This window comes from Pseudoalteromonas sp. SG43-7 (assembly GCF_014164295.1).
Taxonomy (GTDB): Bacteria; Pseudomonadota; Gammaproteobacteria; order Enterobacterales; family Alteromonadaceae; genus Pseudoalteromonas; species Pseudoalteromonas rhizosphaerae.
The window spans coordinates 26100-47054 of sequence record NZ_JACJEY010000034.1; the positions used below are offsets into that span (position 1 = coordinate 26100).

21 protein-coding genes are annotated in these 20955 nt (G+C 40.9%); 10 read left to right on the forward strand and 11 right to left on the reverse strand.

Annotated features, from left to right (window positions below):
• Window positions 1-35: 35 nt before the first annotated feature.
• A complete protein-coding gene (locus H5200_RS15230; RefSeq protein WP_182761778.1) occupies window positions 36-923 on the reverse strand; it encodes a LysR family transcriptional regulator in 888 nt (295 codons plus the stop codon).
• Window positions 924-1026: 103 nt separating this feature from the next.
• Here H5200_RS15230 and H5200_RS15235 point away from each other — a divergent pair, with 103 nt between their 5' ends.
• Both H5200_RS15235 and H5200_RS15240 read left to right on the forward strand, forming a co-directional pair.
• The gene (locus tag H5200_RS15235) at window positions 1027-2142 is read left to right on the forward strand and encodes an FAD-dependent monooxygenase (RefSeq protein ID WP_182761779.1); all 1116 of its coding nucleotides are present in this window, start codon (window positions 1027-1029) and stop codon (window positions 2140-2142) included.
• A 162-nt stretch (window positions 2143-2304) separates the two neighbouring features.
• The gene (locus H5200_RS15240) at window positions 2305-5226 is read left to right on the forward strand and encodes a TonB-dependent receptor (RefSeq protein WP_182761780.1); all 2922 of its coding nucleotides are present in this window, start codon (window positions 2305-2307) and stop codon (window positions 5224-5226) included.
• A 38-nt stretch (window positions 5227-5264) separates the two neighbouring features.
• Here H5200_RS15240 and dld read toward each other — a convergent pair whose 3' ends face one another.
• The 4 genes from dld to H5200_RS15260 all read right to left on the reverse strand — a co-directional run bounded on the left by dld (window position 5265) and on the right by H5200_RS15260 (window position 8961).
• On the reverse strand, window positions 5265-6953 hold the full coding sequence (dld, locus tag H5200_RS15245) for a D-lactate dehydrogenase (RefSeq protein ID WP_182761781.1): 1689 nt from the start codon (window positions 6951-6953) through the stop codon (window positions 5265-5267).
• 7 nt (window positions 6954-6960) lie between these two features.
• Window positions 6961-7359 carry a ribbon-helix-helix domain-containing protein gene (locus H5200_RS15250; protein WP_149981898.1) on the reverse strand — a complete coding sequence of 133 codons (399 nt, stop codon included), beginning with the start codon at window positions 7357-7359 and terminating at the stop codon, window positions 6961-6963.
• 30 nt (window positions 7360-7389) lie between these two features.
• Window positions 7390-7947, reverse strand: a complete 558-nt coding sequence (locus H5200_RS15255) for a DJ-1/PfpI family protein (protein WP_149981897.1) — start codon at window positions 7945-7947, stop codon at window positions 7390-7392.
• 129 nt (window positions 7948-8076) lie between these two features.
• On the reverse strand, window positions 8077-8961 hold the full coding sequence (locus tag H5200_RS15260; RefSeq protein WP_182761782.1) for a LysR family transcriptional regulator: 885 nt from the start codon (window positions 8959-8961) through the stop codon (window positions 8077-8079).
• A 114-nt stretch (window positions 8962-9075) separates the two neighbouring features.
• Between H5200_RS15260 and H5200_RS15265 the strand changes: the two genes are divergently transcribed.
• From H5200_RS15265 to H5200_RS15280, 4 genes are all read left to right on the forward strand, one after another.
• Entirely contained in the window at window positions 9076-9705 is a 630-nt protein-coding gene (locus H5200_RS15265) for an NAD(P)-dependent oxidoreductase (RefSeq protein ID WP_182761783.1), read from the forward strand.
• Window positions 9706-10174: 469 nt separating this feature from the next.
• Entirely contained in the window at window positions 10175-11104 is a 930-nt protein-coding gene (locus H5200_RS15270) for a GGDEF domain-containing protein (protein WP_182761784.1), read from the forward strand.
• Between the two features lie 17 nt (window positions 11105-11121).
• Window positions 11122-11838: a Sir2 family NAD-dependent protein deacetylase gene (locus tag H5200_RS15275; protein WP_182761785.1), complete on the forward strand. Its 717-nt coding sequence runs from the start codon at window positions 11122-11124 to the stop codon at window positions 11836-11838.
• Window positions 11839-11863: 25 nt separating this feature from the next.
• The gene (locus H5200_RS15280) at window positions 11864-12661 is read left to right on the forward strand and encodes a response regulator (protein ID WP_182761786.1); all 798 of its coding nucleotides are present in this window, start codon (window positions 11864-11866) and stop codon (window positions 12659-12661) included.
• 44 nt (window positions 12662-12705) lie between these two features.
• On the opposite strand, the gene H5200_RS15285 is transcribed toward H5200_RS15280, so the two are convergent.
• Window positions 12706-14298 carry a carboxylesterase/lipase family protein gene (locus tag H5200_RS15285; RefSeq protein ID WP_182761787.1) on the reverse strand — a complete coding sequence of 531 codons (1593 nt, stop codon included), beginning with the start codon at window positions 14296-14298 and terminating at the stop codon, window positions 12706-12708.
• A 279-nt stretch (window positions 14299-14577) separates the two neighbouring features.
• Here H5200_RS15285 and H5200_RS15290 point away from each other — a divergent pair, with 279 nt between their 5' ends.
• The 3 genes from H5200_RS15290 to H5200_RS15300 all read left to right on the forward strand — a co-directional run bounded on the left by H5200_RS15290 (window position 14578) and on the right by H5200_RS15300 (window position 15828).
• A complete protein-coding gene (locus H5200_RS15290) occupies window positions 14578-14994 on the forward strand; it encodes a hypothetical protein (RefSeq protein WP_182740471.1) in 417 nt (138 codons plus the stop codon).
• 129 nt (window positions 14995-15123) lie between these two features.
• Complete coding sequence (locus H5200_RS15295; RefSeq protein ID WP_182740470.1) at window positions 15124-15660, forward strand: hypothetical protein; 537 nt, start codon at window positions 15124-15126, stop codon at window positions 15658-15660.
• Window positions 15661-15828, forward strand: coding sequence for a hypothetical protein (locus H5200_RS15300; protein ID WP_182740469.1), 168 nt, complete (start codon window positions 15661-15663; stop codon window positions 15826-15828). It begins immediately after the preceding gene.
• 58 nt (window positions 15829-15886) lie between these two features.
• Here H5200_RS15300 and H5200_RS15305 read toward each other — a convergent pair whose 3' ends face one another.
• Window positions 15887-16567, reverse strand: coding sequence for an SDR family oxidoreductase (locus H5200_RS15305; RefSeq protein ID WP_182761788.1), 681 nt, complete (start codon window positions 16565-16567; stop codon window positions 15887-15889).
• A 346-nt stretch (window positions 16568-16913) separates the two neighbouring features.
• Between H5200_RS15305 and H5200_RS15310 the strand changes: the two genes are divergently transcribed.
• A complete protein-coding gene (locus tag H5200_RS15310; protein ID WP_145242032.1) occupies window positions 16914-17768 on the forward strand; it encodes a mechanosensitive ion channel family protein in 855 nt (284 codons plus the stop codon).
• Window positions 17769-18021: 253 nt separating this feature from the next.
• On the opposite strand, the gene H5200_RS15315 is transcribed toward H5200_RS15310, so the two are convergent.
• The 4 genes from H5200_RS15315 to H5200_RS15330 form a co-directional block, all read right to left on the reverse strand.
• Window positions 18022-18555: a GNAT family N-acetyltransferase gene (locus H5200_RS15315; RefSeq protein WP_145242030.1), complete on the reverse strand. Its 534-nt coding sequence runs from the start codon at window positions 18553-18555 to the stop codon at window positions 18022-18024.
• A gap of 3 nt (window positions 18556-18558) precedes the next feature.
• Complete coding sequence (gene astB / locus H5200_RS15320) at window positions 18559-19905, reverse strand: N-succinylarginine dihydrolase (protein ID WP_145242028.1); 1347 nt, start codon at window positions 19903-19905, stop codon at window positions 18559-18561.
• 64 nt (window positions 19906-19969) lie between these two features.
• The gene (locus tag H5200_RS15325) at window positions 19970-20200 is read right to left on the reverse strand and encodes a helix-turn-helix domain-containing protein (RefSeq protein ID WP_182719062.1); all 231 of its coding nucleotides are present in this window, start codon (window positions 20198-20200) and stop codon (window positions 19970-19972) included.
• 360 nt (window positions 20201-20560) lie between these two features.
• Window positions 20561-20955 (reverse strand): zinc-binding dehydrogenase (locus H5200_RS15330; protein ID WP_182761789.1); only part of this gene is annotated, 395 nt, incomplete at its 5' end.

Here is a 20955-nt window from a genome sequence, read left to right on the forward strand (position 1 = left end):
TTACTTGTGCATCTAATTCTAATTGCATTGATATCTTAGGTAAGCTCAATGCAGTTAGACTTTAAGAATTCTAAAAATACTTTTACCTTTTCTAGCGGGTATTTTCTGCCTGCATAAAATGCGTATAACACCAGATCTTCTGGTTCATGGTCGAGTTTAATATTGATCAATGAGCCGTTGTCTATATCTTCTTGGCATGCATGAATGGGTAAAATGGCATAGCCGAGCCCTTTTAGTGCAGCGGCTTTGGCCATGTTGCCACTGTTTACTTTAAAATTAGATTTTACTTGCACTGCTTGTTGCTGTTTAAAACGCCAAGGCATACCTTGCAGTACTGATAAGCTAGTAATACAAGGAACTTTACTTAACTCATCTAGCGAGCGAGGCGGTGGCGCATTGTTGATCAGTTGTGGCGCGCCAACAATGCAACTGGGCCAGCGCAGCAGTTCTTTAGCAACCCAACCTGAATCGTCCAATGGACCACGGCCAAAGCGTAGCACCAAATCAAATCCCTCTAACAAGCCTTCGGTTGGATTTAGTTGCGTATCGCAACTTAGCTGTATTTGTGGGTGCACAGAGCAAAACTCTGCGCTTATTTCGGCTAAAAAAGGCAGATCAGGCATGATGATTTTAAGATGCCCGGCAAGAGAATCACCATACACAGACACCTCTTCTAGCGAGTCATTCATTGCTTGTATCAGTGGGGTGATAGATTGATAAAGTTGTTTACCTGCAGCCGTTGCAATCATTTTTCGGGTGGTACGTTGTAATAACCTTAAATTAAGTTGCTTCTCTAATAACGCGACATGGCGGCTAACATTAGATGTAGGCAATTGCAGTTGTTCGGCTGCGAGTTTAAAGCTCAGTTGTTCATATACGCACTGAAAGCTGAGTAACCACTGAAGTTCGATTTTATCAATCATTAATTAACTCAAAATATGGGATTAATAACGTAATTATTACTAATTTATCTTAAAAAATGACTTTGTGATAATAGTTATTCAGTTAATTATTGAGGTAAAGAATATGAACAGCAAGCGAATTGCCATTGTGGGTGCGGGCATCGGGGGAATAGCGCTGGCCATTCTTGCAGCACGAAAAGGTTATCAGGTGAACATATTTGAGCGCGATAGTGAGATTTCCTCTATTGGTGCTGGGGTAACGTTATGGCCGAATGCAATGTTTGTGTTGCAGCAAATGGGCTTGGATAAACAGATCCAAGCGCTGGGCGGTATGCCTTTGTTTATGCGTCAGTATGATCGGCATGGCACGGTGCAAAGTGAATTTGATATTGCAAAAGTAAATACACTCAGTGGTTTTTCTAGTATCAGTATATTGCGCCGTGATCTTATGAGTGTGCTGGGCGGCATATTAGCTGATTTAGGGGTAAATATACATTTTAACTGCACAATAACCGCATCAGAGATTGCTCAGCTAAAACAAGATTTTGATTTAGTTGTGGGTGCCGATGGGCGGATGAACTCGGTGGTAAGGCAATTCTTATATGCTGAAAAAATCACTCCTCAGTATCAGGGGTTTATTAATATTATTGCTATTAGCCAGTTAAAAGTAGGCACTTTAGATAATGTGATCCATGATTTTCGGGGCAATGGCGAGCGCTTTGGTATTGTGCCTGTTAAAGCAGACCTTTGTTATTGGGCTGCCGGGTGGAGTGTAAATATTGATAAAGCGCGGCCGCTATCTGCTTGGTATGAAGAAATGCACCAACGGTTTTTAACTTGGCCAGATGCGGTACAGCAGGTGCTTAAGTCTTATGATAAAAACTCACTGAAACGAATATTTGTGCACGATATTGACCGTTTGCCATATTGGCATCAAGGTAACGTACTGATTATGGGAGATGCGGCTCATGCTCCTTTACCAACTTCGGGGCAGGGGGCATGTCAGGCGCTAGAAGATGCTTGGCATCTTGTACGGGTGTTAGAAAAGTATGATGATTTAGAGCACGCCTTAACGGCTTTTTATCAACAACGTATAGATAAAACCTCAGCCTCTCAACTTGTTGGTCGCCAAGTCGCGCAGAAAATTTTCACTACAGCAGCTGACACTAATGAGACACCAGCGCTAGGTATTTGCGCTCAGCAGTTAGTAACGTTATGGATGCAAGGTTTGAGTAATTAACCTATCGAGCTCTGTTATTTAGGTACGAGCAAGGCCACTTATGAGGTGGTTATTTATTCGCTTATTCAGTTACTTGCAAGTTATGGTTAACAATCCATTAAGTCTGGCTGTGTACAATTGCCGTCTTTACAATTGTTAACCAGTAATGGACTCGTACATTCAATGTCAACCTCAACGTGTTACTCGCCTTTAGCAGCATCGCTGCGTTTTTCAGTTATTAGTTTATCGGTTTTTAGTGCTATGAATGCGGCGGCTGCCGAGCAATTAACAGGCACTCAAACAGAAAAAGATATGGAAGTGATTGAGGTGCGAGGTATTCGCTCTAGCATGGCTGAAAACTTAGCGGTGAAGCGTTTATCGAGTTCTGTGGTTGATGCCATTACCGCTGAAGACATTGGTAAATTCCCGGATAAAAACGTGGCTGATTCATTAGCCCGTGTGCCGGGTGTAGTGATTGAACGTGAAGGCGGTGAAGGATCAACGGTGAGTATTCGTGGTTTATCGTCTGATCTTACTTACACGCAGTTAAATGGTAATTTTATTGCCTCCTCACCAGGAGAGCCATCTCGTTCATTTGATTATGCTTTACTCCCATCAGCGATGATCGCAAGCGTTGAAGTATTCAAATCACCTGAAGCGCGACTAGATGAAGGTGGCGTCGGTGGTACAGTGTTAATGCATAGCCGCAAACCATTGGATATGGATGCTAATTCGGGCGTTTTTAATGTTGAAAGTACTTATGCAGATGTAACAGAAGATTATGAACCTCAGTTTACTGGTTTGTATTCATGGAAAAACGATAGCGATAGCTTTGGTTTTTTACTTGGCTATACCCGTCAAGAGCGCACCAACCGTACGCTCTCTGGTGGCACAGATGCCAATGTTTGGCGTTACACAGGTCAGCAAGCTGTTGATATAAATGGTAACGAGGTTGATAACAGTAATGACTGGGGCGCGGTGACTGATGCCAACGGGCAACGTTATGAGAATATGTGGTTTCCGCAGGTGGTGCGCAGCTCTGTTGTGAATGAAAAACGTGAACGTGAAGGCGTGCAGTTTTCGACTCAGTGGCGACCAACTAATCGCATTGAACTAGGTTTTAATTACTTTGGCTTTAGCTTAAAGCAACAACGTAGCGACTCGGTTGTTGATATGCCGGAATGGGCGTTAAATCCTGACTTTTTAACAGGTATTACACTTGATGAAAGTGGCACAATTGTCAATGGCATGGACTATAGCGCCATGGCCAGTGGCGTTGAAAAAGATATGCAATTGCCGTGGTTGCGCGGTAGTTATGTGGATGAAGAGTCAACCTCTGATACTTTTGATTTTAACTTAAGCTACGAAGGCGACAACTTTACAGCACGCTTTGTCGTTGGTAAAACTAAAGCTAAAGGCGGGCCAAAAGAAAGTTGGCAAGCAGCGTATAAAAGCTCAAACGCGGGTGAGGGGCAAAGTAATATTGAGAACGCCTCGCAAAGTGCCGCTTGGTCAATCAGTGATGACCGTATTTCGATGCTGATAGACCCAAATACACTCAATAACTTGCTCGCAGGTGTTGGCGGAGGTCGTGATGCAGGCTCATCGAACTCAAGTTTTGTACGTAGCACCTTAGAAGAAAAGTACTACCAAGGCGACGTTGATTTTTATGTTGATTGGGGCATATTGACCACTATTCGCACTGGTGCAAAATACCGTGATGCATCACTGCATCGCGAAACGGGCAACAACTTTTTCCTTGATCCGAGTTTTGATATTGCCGCAGGCGAGGCAAGCGCAGGGGGTATCACGCAATTTGATAGCTATCAATGGAATAATGGTATGCCACAGGCACAAGATGTGTTTAATGTGGAAGGTGAAAGCAATATTGCTGGTGGCTTTAATATCAATTTAATGCCAACTATTAATTGGCATAAATATCGCGATTATATTTACAGTAACTATGTGCCGTATACTCGAATTGAAGATAACTTTGTCTATGATATTGCCGAGCAGATCAGTGCGTTTTATTTACAAGGTGATTTTGAGTACAGAGATATACGCGGTAATTTTGGTGTGCGCGTTGTACAAACTAAGACTAGCAGTGCTTCAACCGATCTCTATACTTTTTTATTGGATGAAACCGATGACGAAACGGGCGAGCAAATCACCGGTGATGATCGTTTAGTTGAGCAATACCAGTTGATCACCCAGCAAACAACAGACACTCACGTATTGCCGAGTTTAAATATTGCGTGGGATGCCAGTGATGATGTGGTGATCCGTGGTGCGCTTGCTAAAGTGATGTCGCGCCCCGATTACGGCGATTTGGGTAGTCAACAGCGTATTACTTATGTGTCGGACGAATGGGCAGATGATCGCGCCGCTTTTAATGAACAACCCGGTTTTAGTGGCAGTGGTGGAAATAAAAATTTAAAAGCGTTTGAGTCAGTACAAGCCGATTTATCTCTTGAGTATTACTACGCGCCAGGCTCTGCATTAGGTGTTGCGTTATTTCATAAACAGGTCGATAACTTTATCGTGCCACTGGTGATTGATTCACAGCGTGAATTTGCAGGGCAAGCAGGTCTTGTTGATGCTGGTACTATTAGCATTTCCCCGTATAGCACCGTAGGTAATGGTACTGATGCGGTATCAAAAGGGGTGGAAGTGTTTATTCAACACGCCTTTGATAGTGGCTTTGGTATTTACGCAAACTACACGTATAACAACACCAATCAGGCCGATGTAACAGTTGCAGGTGAAAAGTTAGCAGAGTCGCCATTAATAGGCAGTGCTGACTATCAATATAACACCTCCGTTTATTATGAAGGGGATAGTTTTAACATTCGCGCTTCGTACAATAAACGAGGTGAAACGGTGCTCGGTATTAACAGTGGTTTAAATGTCTACCAAGACCCATACCAGCAAGTAGATGTAAATGCAGCATATAACGTTACCGATAACTTAAGCTTTACCGCAGCGGTAATTAACTTAACGCAATCGGAGTCGGTAACACGTTTGGGTAAAGATACCGATGCGCGGCTACTTAATACTAGTTATTCAGGCCGCCGTTATTATGCTGGGATTAATTACAGTTTTTAAGTGTGCTAACAGCGCGATGTAAAATCGCGCTTACTAGCTTACTTAGCATAATCGCGCTTTTTAGACATGCCGCCAATGCCCGCATTAAAGCTATTGGTTGGATCTAAATTGCGGTAGTTATCAGCAAGGGCTGGTTTTGCATCATAATGATGCCCTACATTATGCTCTGCGGGGTATTGTGCGCCGCGTTGCTCTAATAACTCAAGTAAGGCTGCTTTAATTGCTTTGCCGTCTTCACCTTTACGCACTAAGTAATCTTGGTGAAATACGTGACATAAAAAGTGCCCGTAATACAGTTTCCCTACTAATTTATTGCAGATGCTTGGCGGTAATTTTTCGAACCATTCGTTGTCGTTACGTTTTAAAGCGATATCCAGCGCGAGAATATCTTCGACTTCTTGATGATTTATTTTGGCATATTGCACAGCAGCACCTGCGGCAGCAAAACGCAGTAAGTATGCCGATTTAGCTTCTTGCTCACTACACTGAAAAAAATCAATTTGGTAGTCTTTTTGAACGTGTTCAAGCAATGCAAGAGTTTGTTGATGCGCCTCGCCTTTAACTGTCAAAATGAGCTGATGTTGATATTGACTATTCCATTGCTTGAGCTTATTGGGTGTTTGGCTTGGGAACAGTTTTGCGAAGCAATAAACTAGTTTATCAATAGCATTTTTGGGTATAAAAGGCAGTTTTTGACAGACGGAATCGAGCTGGCGCTTAATATTAAAAAAAGTAGGCAACCAATTGGTGCCAAGATGTTTAATTAATAATACTGTATCTCGACCATAATTATCAGCAAGCTCAAAAATATCACGGTGTAAATATTCGGCGTAAACAGGCAAGCTGGTGGCTTGCTCTAATAACGTTTTTCGTACCGCTTGCAACGCAGTGGAGGAATTAGTACCGAGGTAAAACGTCAGTTCTTGTTGATTTTTTGCGAAGGTATCTACTCGTACGGCAAATACAGCTAGTTTTCCCGCACAGCCGCTGGCTTGATGTAAACGCCGAGGATCGGCATTAAATCGTGCCGGGGTATCATCATCTGTTTTACGAACCCAATCGGCATATTCGCGATCGGATGCTTTCTTAGCTGTCGTTTTAACATCTTGCGTGCGGTATTTTTTATTTTGTAAATTAGTGAGTATTTGCTCTGGTGTATCGCCAAGTTCAATATCTAAATTATTAATTAAACTGAGGCTACCATTGCTATTTACTTGGGCGTATAAGGCAAGTTCAGTATATGCTGGGCCTCGCTCAACTAAAGCGCCACCTGAGTTATTACATACCCCACCGACAATCGATGCGCCAATACATGATGAGCCAATAACTGAATGTGGTACTCGGCCGTATGGGGCGAGGGCTTTTTCTAATGAGAACAAACTCGCCCCAGGGAACGCGACAATTTGTTGTTGCTCAGCTAATACTTGAATGTCGTTAAGGCGCGAGGTGTTGATGATCACCGTTTTGCGATCGCAACCTTGTGTCGGTGTTGAGCCGCCCGTTAAACCGGTGTTTGCGGCTTGCATAATAACGATGACCTTTGCACTTACACAGGCTTGTAAAATATGCCATTGTTGTAATAGTGTTGCTGGTTTTACTACTGCTAGTGCCGGACCGTGACCTTCTCTAAAGCCTTTACGGTAAGGGGCAGTTGCACGATCGCTCGTTAATACATAACGTGCGCCAACAATCTTTTTAAAAGATCGAACTAAGGGGGATTGCGACATGAAAACTCTAGTTAAGTGAAGACTTTAACGATGTATCTATATACTGGCTTTTGCGCACACTGGTACGCAATTTTTCTTGTTCTAAAACTTGTGTCGCGTCGATATCATTTAAAGGTATCGCATCTTCGCGGGTTAAGTTGCCATCGGCCACCAGCGATAAATAGCGTGAACAACAGACACGTAAAAATGAAGTGAAATTACCAATGTCATGATCAGCATCAAGAGATTCAAGGTACAGCTTAGTGATCATTTGATTAACGGTCATTTGATCACGAAATGCCACTTCTTCTAAAATATCCCAAAAAAACTCTTCTAAACGAATCGACGTAACAACGCCGTCAATCCGCAGTGATTTGGTACGACAGGTCCACAACCGACTGTCGGCATTAATAAAAAGTTGACACATGATTAACCTCTTGATGCTGCTGAACTGCGATTATAGCAAGGCTACAAACTGTTTTAACATGGCAGGGTGTGCAGGCCATGCTGGTGCTGTTACTAGTTTGCCATCGGTAATGGCGCCATCCATTGGTAATTCAACGTACTCGGCACCGGCCATTTTCACTTCAGGTTGGCAAGCAGGGTAAGCGGATACTTTTTTACCTTCAATAACTCCTGCTGCTGTGAGCAATTGCGGGCCGTGACAAATAGAGGCAATGGGTTTATCCGCTGTAGCAAAATGCTGAATTATTTCGATTACTTTCGCGTTTAAGCGTAAATACTCAGGGGCACGGCCACCGGGTAAATACAGGGCATCGTAATCAGCGGCATTAATATTGGCAAATGTCGCGTTTAGCGCAAAGTTATGGCCGCGCTTTTCAGTATAGGTTTGGTCGCCTTCAAAATCATGAATTGAGGTGGCGATAGTATCACCTGCTTTTTTATCAGGACATACAGCATCAACTTGGTGACCCATCGCCAATAATGCTTGAAAAGGCACCATGTTTTCATAGTCTTCTACAAAGTCACCGGTGATCATAAGTACTTTAGCCATGTTCTGCTCCAGATATTAATTGTGCGTAAACGTATCAGAGTGGAGATTAAGCGCACTCTAATGCAATGAGCGCCTAGTAAAACATACACTAATCTGTAACGGGTAATATTCTAATACTACACTGTCATTTTATAGGATATCTTGTTGCCATCGCAGCGCTAAAAAATCAATAAACGCTCTGACCACATTTTGTTGATAATGACGAGATAAATACACAGTCCATAAATGCTGGCCAGGTGATGAAAAAGATGGATTCACTTTAACCAGTTTACCTTGCTCTAAATAGCGATTTGCCAAGTCACACGGCAAATTTGCGATCCCCATTCCTTTGATTGCTGCTTTTAGTAGCACAGACATATCATTAGCATTAATACTGCCTTTTACGGTGACTTTTTCATCCTCGTTATCACTAATAATATGCCATGTTGAATTACCGCTATGCACTAAACAATTGTGTTGCAATAAATCTTGCGGTTTAGTGATTGGACTGTTGTTCGCCAAATAAGTTGGGGAGGCGCAAATAGCCGTATTGATATACATAAGCTTACGCGCAATTAATTGCTCATCAGGCTTATGAGTATAGCGCAGTGCTATATCTACTCGCTCATCAACCAGTTGTGATAACCGATCTGAGAGTACTAGCTGAAAATGAGTATTTGGGTGTATAGCAACAAATTCTTCAATTGCATCAAACAACAGATTTTGGCCAAGTCCAATAGGGGCTGCGACTCTAATGGTACCAACCAGCTCGTTATTATGGTTATGTGCTCTACTTTGTAAATCCAATACGGTGCTGAGTATTTGCTTACAGTAGGCAAGCGCTTCTTCGCCCTGATTGGTTAAGCTGACTTTACGGGTGGTGCGGTGAAATAATCGCAAGCTCAGCCACTGCTCAATGTCTTGTACGTGGCGGGTGACTTGTAAGCGGCTGAGCTCTAAGTGAGCAGCTGCTTTTGTAAAGCTGCCACTGCGGGCGACTTCAACAAAGCTTTGGATTGCAGTTATCTTATCCATTAGCATCCTAAGGTGAACTAATGTGTATCTATAAGGTTTATTTATCATCAATTAATGAGCAAGTAAACTGATTACATCAACTCAGATGATTAATACTTTTTTAAGGATACAGACATGAATATTACTATTTTAGGCGCAACAGGTTGGATTGGTAGCCACATCATGGCGCAGGCAAAAGCTAATGGTCACAATGTGACGGCGGTTGTTCGTGATGCGGATAAGGTGACTGACGGTACAGCGGTAGAAGAGTTTGACTTACAATCTCAAAATGACATTGCAGAAGTATTAACGAACGCTGATGTGGTGATTGCCTCAATCGGTGGACGTGCAGCGGGTAACCATGAATTAGTTGCGCAAACGGCCAAGCGTTTATTAACTGCACTGTCAGGTAGCAGTACTCGTTTACTGTGGGTTGGTGGTGCAGGTAGTTTAGAAGTTGCACCTGGTGTTACGTTAGTGTCATCGCCGGACTTTCCTGCTGAATATAAAGATGAAGCGTTGGCGCAAGGTGAGGCTCTCAGTGTATTTAAAGCAACAAACACAACCACACAATGGACGTTTGTAAGTCCTGCCGCGGTTATTTACCCCGGCGAGAGTGAAGGTCCGTATCGCATTGGTGGCGATGTGTTTTTTACTAATGAACAAGGTGAAAGCAAAATATCAGTGACTGATTACGCGATTGCTATGCTGGATGAAGTGCAAAATGCCGCGCATATTAATCAACGTATGAGCGTCGCTTATTAAGGGTTTTTCGCAGGGCTTACAAATAAAGTATGATTATTTAATGATACTTTTGAACCCACTTTTATCCTTTGCTTTAGCATACCAGCTTTACCTGAGCCTTTTGCAACTTAGGTAAAGCTAAATCTAAAGGTTATTGCTAATGAGCAGCCGATTTTTTGCAGCAATGATATGGCAAAACCTATTTGCTCAGCTTAGTAATACCAAGATGTTATTCGCGTGTAAGCTTACTATTAGCAACTATTTATTCCTTTTACTTTTACAATGAGCTCATGTCTAGACTATATTTGTATTGGTAACTGATTAATTATTTTTAATTTTAGTGCAATCTTACAATCAGTTTTTGCATGCAAAGATTGCCTTTACTATTGATAAGTGATGCATTGTATTGATGATTAGCTATTCTGATATGGCCGAACGAAAACTTATTATTAGGTTCTTTTCCGTAATAGGTACGTTAACAACGCTTTGTATGGCAATAATCGCTTTGTTTAATAATCAATCTACTTTGGTTTACCCTCTATTAGGCTCATCAATTTTATTTGCTTCCCCTTTTTGCCTTGGTGATAGAGTCGAGATTTCCTCTTTAATTGTTCTGTATACTTTATATGCTTTAATGATTTATTTAGTACTTGCAGGAGGGAGCCATGGTACTGGGCCTATTTGGATTTTTATTGTATCTCCGGTAACCTTTTTTGTGCGCGGTTTTAAACGGGGAATTATTGATTTAATTATTTTTGTGATCTGCGTAACTGGTGCCTTTTATTTATCGAGCTACTTTAAATTTTACAGCGGTTACTCGGCTTATTTTCCAATTCGTATTATTGCTTCTTTTATTATTGTTGCTCTGTTGAGTGGCTTTTATGAATATTTTCGGCAAATGTATAGCCACCGTTTGATTGAACTTGTTCAAAAAAATGAATATTTAGCGACTCGCGACCATTTAACAAACCTGCCCAATCGACGTTATGCTATGGAAGAGCTCGAGCAATTCGAAGCGCAGCTGCAAACTGGGAGTATTATCATTGCGGATGTAGATAATTTTAAGGATATTAATGATCAATATGGTCACTCAGTTGGCGATGAAGTGCTAAAACACCTTGCTGATTTATTTGTTGCTCAGTTAAGTGAAAATGATATGGTGGCGCGCTGGGGCGGTGAAGAGTTTTTATTTTTTCTACGTCATAAAAATAAACAACAAGCGACACAATTTGCCAACGATATTCATCATGCTTTATCACAAAATCGTTTAGATATTATTGGTGTAAACCAGCTGGCTGTTACAGTGAGCATGGGGATCAGTAAACTAACTGCGGATGTGCCAATTGATAAAGCGATGCACAAAGCGGATGAATTGCTTTATCAAGCAAAGAAGCAAGGCAAAAATCAAACGTGTGTTTAGCGCTTATTGGGAACGCTATGAATACATTATATATAACCGGAGCCGGTGTGAGTGCCGCCAGCGGCATTCCTACCTTTCGAGGTGAAGATGGGTTTTGGACTATTGGTAGTAAAAACTATACGCCAATGGAAATGGCTACGCGTGCTATGTATGAAAACAACCCACGGGAGTTTTTAGCTTGGTATTATCATCGCTTTGCTACTTATCGCAACCATGGTCCTAACGAAGTTCATCAGTGGTTGAGCGATAAAAACCTGATCACACAAAATATTGACGGGCTAGATGGCAAAGCAGGCAATAAAAACTATATCGCCATTCATGGCCGGCTTGATCAAATGACTTTGTTTCATCATCAAGGCGATGATGTGAAAGCGCATACGACACCGTGGAATAATGTAGACGAAAGCCGCTTACATGAGTCACTGCTTGAGCTGTTTAACATTGAAAACCAGCAGCCAGTGGTGGATCAATCTTTAAAGCCTTTTGTGTTGTTATTTGATGAATACTACACTGAACTTTATCGTATTAGCGAAGCACAACAGCGGATGCTTGATGCCGATAAAATCGTTTTTATTGGCACTTCGTTTAGCGTTAATATTACCCAAATGGCGCTAGAAGTGGCACGCAATTACGATACCCCAATCGAAATCGTTGATCCAGAACCTGCGCATGTTATGTATAGTAATGTGAGTTATCATAAAATGACTGCATTAGACTATATTCAACGTAACTAAACATAGCAACACTGAAGAGATTTAAATGAAAGATTTAACAGCAATAGCCAATTTATCAATATTATTAGTAGAGCCTTCAGATGTTCAGCAAAAGCTTATTATAAAGTCACTTACTCAATGCGGTGTGTCACAAATTGAAACTGCCACTTCTCAAGCGAAAACGTTAACAATGCTGGAGAATTATCAGCCGGATTTGGTTATTAGCAGCATGTATTTTTCTGACGGTAGCGCTGACTCTTTATTGCAAAAAATCAGAGTAACCCCTGGTATTGAGCATCAAGCTTTTATGCTGGTATCAACAGAGCGCAATAAAACCTATCTTGAACAGTTAAGGCAGTCAGGGGTATTAGCTATTTTACCAAAGCCATTTAGCGCTGAGGCAATTACGCGTGCGTTAAAGGCAACCTTAGATATTATCACTGAAGAAGAAGTTGAGTTAGAGCATTTTGATGTAACGCTATTGCGTGTACTTGTGGTTGATGACAGTCGTTTTGCACGCAAGCATATTATTAGGGTATTGGCTGGAATGGGAATACCGACGCCTGTAGAAGCAGAAAATGGCAAACAAGCGATTGAACACCTTAACACCCAATCATTTGATTTAATTGTTACTGATTACAATATGCCAGAAATGGATGGCAAAGAGCTAACGGAGACCGTAAGAAGCTCGAATGCTTACTCGCATATTCCTATTTTGATGGTGAGTTCTGAGGCAAACGACACTCATTTAGCTAATATTGCTCAAGCTGGTGTAGACGCCATATGTGACAAGCCATTTGAACCTGCCACAGTCAGAGAGCTACTATTTAAAATAATGTCTTAGATATTAATCTAAATGACTTAATAGCAAGCTGAGTTACTTCAACACTATTTTATTGAGGCTTTAGCTTGTGTTACATCAAGACGAGCTTCAAGAGGATCTGGTGAAAAAGTCGCAGTACCTTGTTTATTCAGTTGTAGGATATAGCGCTCATCTTCTTTAAATGCGCGCCAAGCAGATAACCCCGGCCCATTGGGTGTGCCGTATTTAATAAAATTAGTAACGTAACGATGCATTGTTTTAGCCGTTTGTTTGTCTTGCTCGGTGGTAATATGGCCATACTTAGTTGTTACTGTATTGAAAAAGTAAGGTATTTCAGTCGCGTGCGCTGCGCCTTGTGCAGTAACTGTTTGTGCTACATAGCCAAATCGGTAAATAAACGCGGGCTGTGAAAATTTACTCACTTGTTGAGCAACAAAACGAGCAGGTTCTTGCATTAAGAGGTCTTGACCAGTTTCATAATTAAGTATTGCGAGATCTGTGTTGCCTTTACTGTCATAAGCTTGTTGGGCTTGCTCAGCGCGTGAGCCAAAACTTTTAAATAATGCTTCCTTTGTGCTGTAAATTGCAAAGCCAATATCTTTATCTGTGGTGCCAACCATAGTGGGAACATGGCTAAAGTTACCTTCGTTGAATGCTTCTTCGGTCGATGAACTAACTAATATACCGTCTAAAATGGGCCCGCCTACATAGGTGGGCGCTTCTGGGGAAGGGGTCATATTTGCTAAGTTAAGGCCATCAACAAGCTGCTCGGCGCTTAGCGCACGCAGTGCGTTTAATGCTGCTTTATTATCGCCTGTTATACCGTGCTGAGCTGCAAAGTTAACTCCCACTTGCTCAGCTGATAGGATATTTTTATTATCACTGGTTAGTGGCAGTTGATTAAAAAGCTCTCTACCACCACCAGACATAATAATAGCTTTATTGAATAATCCTTGTGCAGCAGAGGTTTGCATCATTGCATGCACCGACTTACCGCCCGCAGATTCGCCCATCAGTGTGACTTGCTGAGGATCACCACCAAATTGGCTGATGTTACTTTTGACCCAGTTTAATGCTGCAATTTGATCCATGAAGGCATAATTGCCAAGAGCATCATTTTCAAAGCTACTCAGTGCTGGATGAGCAAAAAAACCAAACCGGCCAAGTCGATAATTAAAGCTGACAAACACCACACCTTGCTTTGCAAAACTTTCACCGGAATACACACCAGGAGATGAACCGCCATTGACAAAGCCACCCCCATAAATCCACACCACTACTGGGTAAGGCTGTTTACTCTGTTTTGCAGGCTTAAACACATTCAAATATAAACAATCTTCAGCTGGTGGGGTTCCCAGTGGTGCAGCATCGCCAGCAAATGGTTTTTGCATGCAATCTGCTGCGAATTCGGTAGTACTTTTTACACCTTGCCAGTGAGTTACTGGTTGCGGTGCGCGCCAGCGCTTATCATTTACCGGCGGAGCAGCAAAAGGGAGCCCTTTAAAAGAAATCACTTTGCCCGAATCAGTACCTTGAATTTTGCCGCCAGTTACATCAGCAATGGTATTTTGGGATGGCTCGGAGCAAGCTTGTAGAATAAAAATAGTAGCGATCAGTGATGGAATAAAAAGCAGAGATTTAAGAGAACGCAATACCATTTTTAAGCCCTGTAATGGTTGTTTTAATGTCTATAGTTATCAGATAGTAGCATCTAGACTCGTATAATAAAAAGTGACTATACAGAGAATAATCAAATGCTATACCGAGAGACTCGTTGTATTTATTAGATTATTAATTCATCAATGCTAGACTTATTGCTACATAAAAATACTTTCGTTACTCAAGCAAATAACTTACCCAAATGTGGGTTATAAAAATGCTAGCATTGCAGTGCTGCCAATAGCTAGATCCAAGTGTATGTAAAGGAATACGTTGATATGCAATACATTGAGTATATTACAATACTTGCTGTGATATCTATCAGTGGTTGCAGTGATATTAAAATAGAGAAGCAGTGCTTTGAGCCCATTCATTATCAAGCAAATAAATTATTTCAAAGTAGTGAAATTCGTGTCGAACCTATATGGGTTGGCCATCCTCGAAACGACTACTTAAAAGATCACAACGTAGAGGGTCATCTCAGCCCTTACGGCGGGTTTGAAAAGATATCAGCCTCTAGTCAGCTTACTCTTACCGGAAATATATATAAGATAACGCCAAATATAGGTGAGCGTTATATTGGCAGAAATTCAGAGTATCTTTTATTTGAAGTCACAGTTGATGCAAAAAAGTATGTGATCTCTGATCAGATCCCTGAGCATATCCAGCTACCTTTACGGTGTTTTTTTAATTAATGGCGTGTCTATATAGATAATGTTATTTCGTTGGCTGCTAGTGGTGCTTATCTTGTCACCTACTTGCATAGTTAAAAACATGGAAAGTCGTTGTTCAAAAATTTAATTTAAATAAGGAAATGTTTAACAATGAAGTATTTTAAAACCCCTGAATTTTTGCATGAAGTGTTTGGCGAAAAACAATCGATTTTAGAGATCACCGGTACTATTTTGTTTGCTTTAGTCGGCAGTTGGGTTATTTATTCGGTTGCGGAGATTAAACTCGATAATTGGCGAGCAATCTTAGCTTTTATATTAATTGCTGACGTATTAGCAGGATGTATTGCTAATTTCACTCTTGGTACCAATGAGTTTTACACAAAGCGTCCTAAAAATAGGCTGATTTTTATTGCCATTCACGTTCATATAATAGTGATTGCGTGGTTACTTTCACAGCCACTAGATACTGCACTGCTTATATGGGCATATACGATAGTGGCAGCATCTGTTGTTAATGCGTTACATGGTAAATTAATACAGGGTTTTATTGCTGCAAACTTAATGTGTTATGGCATCTTTTTGTTGATTTACTTATCGCTGCCAACGTGGTTTTTGATGGTGAGTCTATTTTTTATGATCAAAGTTTTATTTAGTTTTGCTGTTGATCACTATCGGCAATCAGCCTAGATGAATCCACTTAGGTATAAAAACAAGTACAGCTTAATTATTGATGCTCTGCAAAATAAAGATGCGTTAAGTGAGTCGCAAGTTATCGAGATCAATCATGGTACGATTGCGCAAGTTATCGCATCAATTAACCGATTAAAACAGGCGCGTTTAAGTTGCAGTAATTAATTTACTGCTTGGATCAAATTAAATGCCCTGTTAAGGGCATTTATTACTGTCGAGTCCGTTAATTACTCGGCATCAAAAATAACTCTCGTACATTGCAACGTGGGTTTGCCTCTATAGCAAATAGTACCGCCTCGGCTACATCATTTGGGTCGAGTTTGTCGGGTTTTGCTTCATCAAAAAAAGGCGTATTGACCATGCCTGGGGCAATAGTGGTGCAGCGTCCTTGCCATGGCTTCATTTCTTCAGCTAAGTTTTGCCCAAAACCGTAAGCAAACCATTTTGTTGCGCCATAAACAGAGCCTTTAAGGGCAATCCGTCCTGCGGCTGAGCTGGTTAAAATAAAGTGTCCTGTGGTTTTTCTTAGGTGTGGCAGAGTGAGTTTTGCGGTGTAAAGCAGTGCATTGATATTAATATCAATCATTGTTTGCCATTGCTCAGGATCGCCCTCTTCAACACCTGGCGTTTGAACACCCATACCGGCATTGGCAAATGCAACATCAAGGCGGCCAAAGTGTTTTATACCTGCATTAACTACGTTTTCAAGCGATGAAAAATCAGTGGCATCTGCGCAAACTGCTAATGCGTTATCAGCCCCTAACTCTTCAACCAGCGCATTAAGTTTGTCTTCACTGCGAGCGGTCAAAATTACTTTATGACCGTTTGCGACTAAGGTTTTTGCTGTTGCTTCACCAATACCACTGGAAGCGCCTGTAATAAGTACAACTTTCTCTTTACTCATGACTTGCTCCTCGATTAAATCTGAGACTAGGTTTGATACTCTTAGTGGTGATGGTAACAGTGAAGGATTAACCTCCATTGAATGCTTATTACACCAACTTGCTGGCTTGATTTAACTATATGATTTTTAATTGTTTTTAAAGATTAAAATAAAAAGTTAGGTTTATATTTATTATGCTATATAATCGCGCGGTTTCGCTTTGAGGCCAGCTTATTTTTTAGCAGGCTAAAAATCGCAAATGGTTATAGCAGCTTACACTTATTGGCTTATAACAATGTGGTTTTAACCTTGTGTAAGCTATGTTAAACCTTGCTCAATTGCAGCAATTACTTAGTGGAAATAAACAGTGAAAGATAAGTTATTAGTGTTTTGGCAAAATCATTCAGAAACCATAATGACTCTAGGTTATAAACTGATTCTAGCGTTGGCTATTGTTATAGCTGGTGCTCTAATTGCGCGCTCTGTTAAAAGAGCGATCCAAAACTCTAAGTCGCCTCTTAAGAAAATGGATAAAACCTTACTACCAATTTTATCGAGTGTGCTGGGCTACTTGGTGTATATCATTGCAGGGTTGTTTATTTTAGATATTTTTGGTGTTAATACAGCCAGTTTAATAGCACTTATGGGGGCGGCTGGCCTTGCGATTGGCCTTGCGTTAAAGAATACCCTCAGTAATATTGCCGCAGGTATTATGTTATTAATACTTAGGCCATTTAAAGTTGGTGACTTTGTTGATGCCAGTGGCACAACGGGTACTGTGAGTGAAATTAACCTCTTTACAACTATTTTTAAAACCAATGATGGCCTATATATCGCTTCGCCAAATGGCAAAGTGTGGGGTGGCAATATTAAAAATTTCACTCGCAATGGTAAAAGACGCATGGATATTGTAGTAGGTATTTCGTTTGCTGACTCAATAGATGATGGCTTAAATGTACTTAAAGAAATAGCCGCATCAGAAAGCCGATTATTAGCGGATCCAGCACCTAAGGTGATGGTGACATCGATAGCTGAAAGCTCAGTGAATATTCAATTACGTGCGTGGACAGTTAACGGTGATTATTGGCAAACAGTCTGGGATCTTAATAAGCGTGTAAAAGAGTCTATTGAGCAAGCAGGGCTGACAATTCCATTTCCGCAGCGTACGTTACATATATCGGAGTCGATGGCATCGGCAATAACCGTTAACAAGGATGTGTAAATAACAGATAGTGATTTAATATATTAAATAGCAATCTGTCAGCTTAACGCCAGTTAATTAATATTGACTGGCGTTTTCTTTTTGTGCTCATTGAAAACATGCTGATAAGTTCGTCTACTTGATCCCATTTTATCCGTTCTGTCAACGTATTAGCAGCGATTTAAACGTTATAGTAAATGCCTTTATGGTAGGTTACAAAAGCGAAGTGACTGCTGATAACATTATAAGGTTGTAAGCGATTGACGAATTTAACTCACTTAAGTAATTTATAAAACAGCACAGTACTTTGTAATTCGCCCGATGAACTAAGGGCAAACTGTGGTATTTCACCGGCTTCTATATAGCCTAATTTTTCATATAAAAGTGAGGCAATATCGCCTAAGCGGGTATCCAGTACCAGTAGTTTTAATTGTTGCTGCAGCGCACTTTTTTCAAGGATATGCATAAGTTGTTTTGCAAATCCTTGGCCTTGGTATTGGCTATGTACCATTAGCTTTTCAACCTCACCGCGGTGAGCGCCATTAGCTTTTTGACACAGCGCTAATTGCACTGCACCAATTACCTCAGATCCTTCGGTGATAACAAATAATTCGCGGCTATCATTTAATAAATCGCATTCAATACTGTACCAGTAGTGATCTGCTTGTGCGCGCGTCAATGGCGCGATAAAACCAATCGATGCACCATTGTTAACGCTATCAACCAGTAAATGATTTAGCGATTGCTGATATCCCGCTAGTGAACTGATTTTATGTATTTGCGTATCTACAACGCTTGTATCTTGCATGGTTTATCCTTCTAATTGAAATGGATACACAGAGCCTAGGTGCAGATGTTGAGTTAATTCATCCAGCGCTTGCCAGCTTTCACGTAACAAGTTTGGATCTGCAAAATCATCATTGCTAAGTTTGTCACGATAGTGCTTATTCGCCCAATCACACAGTTGTTGGTACTTACTATCGTTTAAAATAACCGCAGGGTTGACTGCCGCGAGTTCTTGTTGATTTAGCGCTACACGTAAACGTAAGCAAGCAGGGCCACCACCATTTTGCATGCTTTGTTTTAAATCAAAAAATTGCACTTGATCAATTGGATTGTCTGCAAGGATCATTTCTTCAATATAACTGTTAACTGCCTGATTGTTTTTACATTCTTGTGGAGCAACTAGTAACATTTTGCCATTGTTTAAACTAACTAGTTGGCTATTAAATAAATAGCTAGTTACAGCATCTTGCACGCTTACTTTGGCTGTTGGCACCTCAATAATATGCAGTGTTTTGTCGCCAATATATGCATCTTTTATTTGTTGTAGGGCGATAGGCTGATTTAAGAAAGCTTGCTCGTGACAGAGTAATACATTGGCGTTACCCACCGCGATTACGTCATTATGGAACACCCCTTGATCAATCACCTCAGGGTTTTGTTGAATCATTAATTGGCTAGATGGTTTTAGCTGATGTAGTCGGCATATTGCTTGTGATGCTTCAAGTGTCTGCCTTGCAGGAAATTTAACTGGCTTAGGCAGTGCGCTGTTAAATGCGCTGGCACCATATACAAACAGCTCCAAACCTTGAACACCATGCTCGTCGCCTAAGCGAGTATGGTTAGCCGCGCCCTCATCACCAAAAAAACCTTGATCTGGCAAATGGGTATGATGACTAAAGTAGCCTTCGTTATTAAACATGGCTTTAAGTAATCGTGTTGTTGTTTGAGGCTCAAGGGAGCGATGAAATTTGTTATTCAAATTAGCAGCAGTAAAGTGAACTTTGCCATCAAGTGTGTCGGCTGATGGTGATACAGTGCCGGCATTGGCAGTCCACATTGATGATGCTGAATAACATGCGCGAACTAAAACAGGATCAGCTTTAAACGCTTTACTGATCACTTGTTCAGCAGTGCCTGTAAATCCTAAACGACGCAATACATTTATATCAGGGCGGGCATGTGGGGCAAATACCCCTTGAGTTAGTCCCAAGTCATGCATAGCTTTCATTTTCGCTAAGCCTTGCAGTACCGCCTCTTTTGGATTGGAGTAACTTGCCGCATTATTTAATGATGCTACGTTACCGTATGATAATCCCGCGTAGTTATGAGTCGGGCCTACAAGGCCATCAAAATTAACTTCTACAGCTGTCATAGTTATCCTGCAATTTTACTAATTTTAGTGTATTTAAACTATACAGAAAATAATCAGTAGTAGGTTAATTAAAATTAGCTAATTCTAGTTCTACGCTCTGCAAGTTTTGTTGCAAACGTTTTTGTGCTGCGAGTAGATAGCTTTTTTGCTGTGCTATTTTTGCTTGTTGTTGACGCAGTGCTTTATAGATCACTCGTTTGGGTAAATCATAGTGCTCGGAGGCTTGGCTAATTGTTAATTGATGCACCGACAACTTTTTAAGCGCTTCATCTAAGTGCGGGTAGTTACTTAACATATTCACGCTCCTTTTCTGCGGTGGTGTGAGGATCATTGGCATGGTGAATATGCCAAATGCTTATATCTAAGCGCCATAGTAAATACAACATATGATAAATATTAGTCATAGCTCGCTCCCTGTAGACGAGGTAAATGAAGATAAAACTCAGATTAGTGAGTTACTCTTTTGTAAGGAAGATCTGTGCCAGTCTGAATAATTATTTTTAGTTAAAACAAATCAATAGCTTAAGGTTTTTTCGTTGTTGTATGATTGAGTATAAGCACTAATGTAGTGAAAAATAATGATGGCTTGCACTTTGCTGGAGCAGAAGGGGAATTATTGCGCGTTCAGATGAGCGCGCAATAATATTAAATAAGTTTAAAACCCTTCAAGTACCAGCTTACCGCGTGATTGATGAGATTCTAATATTGCGTGCGCTTTGAGCAGGTTTTCTATATTAATTTTCCCTAAATGTTGGCCTAAGGTAGTTTTAATGATGCCGTTATCAACTAGCTCTGCTAATTCAGTAAGTAACTGATGTTGCGCTATCATATCGTCAGTTTGGAACATTGAACGAGTATACATAAACTCCCAATGCAGTGAGATACTCTTGCGCTTGAGCGCTAAAATATCAAAACTTGCTGGGTCGTCTATTAAAGCTAATTTACCTTGTGGTTTGATCACTTTAATAATTTCATCAAGATGTTGATCGGTATGAGTGAGGCTAATTACATAATCAAATTCAGCAAGATTATGCTCTATTCGTTGTGCAT

Bases quoted from the DNA above. Each gene is read 5' to 3' on its own strand.
- H5200_RS15230 (WP_182761778.1), bottom strand. From the start codon at position 923: ATGATTGATAAAATCGAACTTCAGTGGTTACTCAGCTTTCAGTGCGTA.
- H5200_RS15235 (WP_182761779.1), top strand. From the start codon at position 1,027: ATGAACAGCAAGCGAATTGCCATTGTGGGTGCGGGCATCGGGGGAATA.
- H5200_RS15240 (WP_182761780.1), top strand. From the start codon at position 2,305: ATGTCAACCTCAACGTGTTACTCGCCTTTAGCAGCATCGCTGCGTTTT.
- dld (WP_182761781.1), bottom strand. From the start codon at position 6,953: ATGTCGCAATCCCCCTTAGTTCGATCTTTTAAAAAGATTGTTGGCGCA.
- H5200_RS15250 (WP_149981898.1), bottom strand. From the start codon at position 7,359: ATGTGTCAACTTTTTATTAATGCCGACAGTCGGTTGTGGACCTGTCGT.
- H5200_RS15255 (WP_149981897.1), bottom strand. From the start codon at position 7,947: ATGGCTAAAGTACTTATGATCACCGGTGACTTTGTAGAAGACTATGAA.
- H5200_RS15260 (WP_182761782.1), bottom strand. From the start codon at position 8,961: ATGGATAAGATAACTGCAATCCAAAGCTTTGTTGAAGTCGCCCGCAGT.
- H5200_RS15265 (WP_182761783.1), top strand. From the start codon at position 9,076: ATGAATATTACTATTTTAGGCGCAACAGGTTGGATTGGTAGCCACATC.
- H5200_RS15270 (WP_182761784.1), top strand. From the start codon at position 10,175: ATGGCAATAATCGCTTTGTTTAATAATCAATCTACTTTGGTTTACCCT.
- H5200_RS15275 (WP_182761785.1), top strand. From the start codon at position 11,122: ATGAATACATTATATATAACCGGAGCCGGTGTGAGTGCCGCCAGCGGC.
- H5200_RS15280 (WP_182761786.1), top strand. From the start codon at position 11,864: ATGAAAGATTTAACAGCAATAGCCAATTTATCAATATTATTAGTAGAG.
- H5200_RS15285 (WP_182761787.1), bottom strand. From the start codon at position 14,298: ATGGTATTGCGTTCTCTTAAATCTCTGCTTTTTATTCCATCACTGATC.
- H5200_RS15290 (WP_182740471.1), top strand. From the start codon at position 14,578: ATGCAATACATTGAGTATATTACAATACTTGCTGTGATATCTATCAGT.
- H5200_RS15295 (WP_182740470.1), top strand. From the start codon at position 15,124: ATGAAGTATTTTAAAACCCCTGAATTTTTGCATGAAGTGTTTGGCGAA.
- H5200_RS15300 (WP_182740469.1), top strand. From the start codon at position 15,661: ATGAATCCACTTAGGTATAAAAACAAGTACAGCTTAATTATTGATGCT.
- H5200_RS15305 (WP_182761788.1), bottom strand. From the start codon at position 16,567: ATGAGTAAAGAGAAAGTTGTACTTATTACAGGCGCTTCCAGTGGTATT.
- H5200_RS15315 (WP_145242030.1), bottom strand. From the start codon at position 18,555: ATGCAAGATACAAGCGTTGTAGATACGCAAATACATAAAATCAGTTCA.
- astB (WP_145242028.1), bottom strand. From the start codon at position 19,905: ATGACAGCTGTAGAAGTTAATTTTGATGGCCTTGTAGGCCCGACTCAT.
- H5200_RS15325 (WP_182719062.1), bottom strand. From the start codon at position 20,200: ATGTTAAGTAACTACCCGCACTTAGATGAAGCGCTTAAAAAGTTGTCG.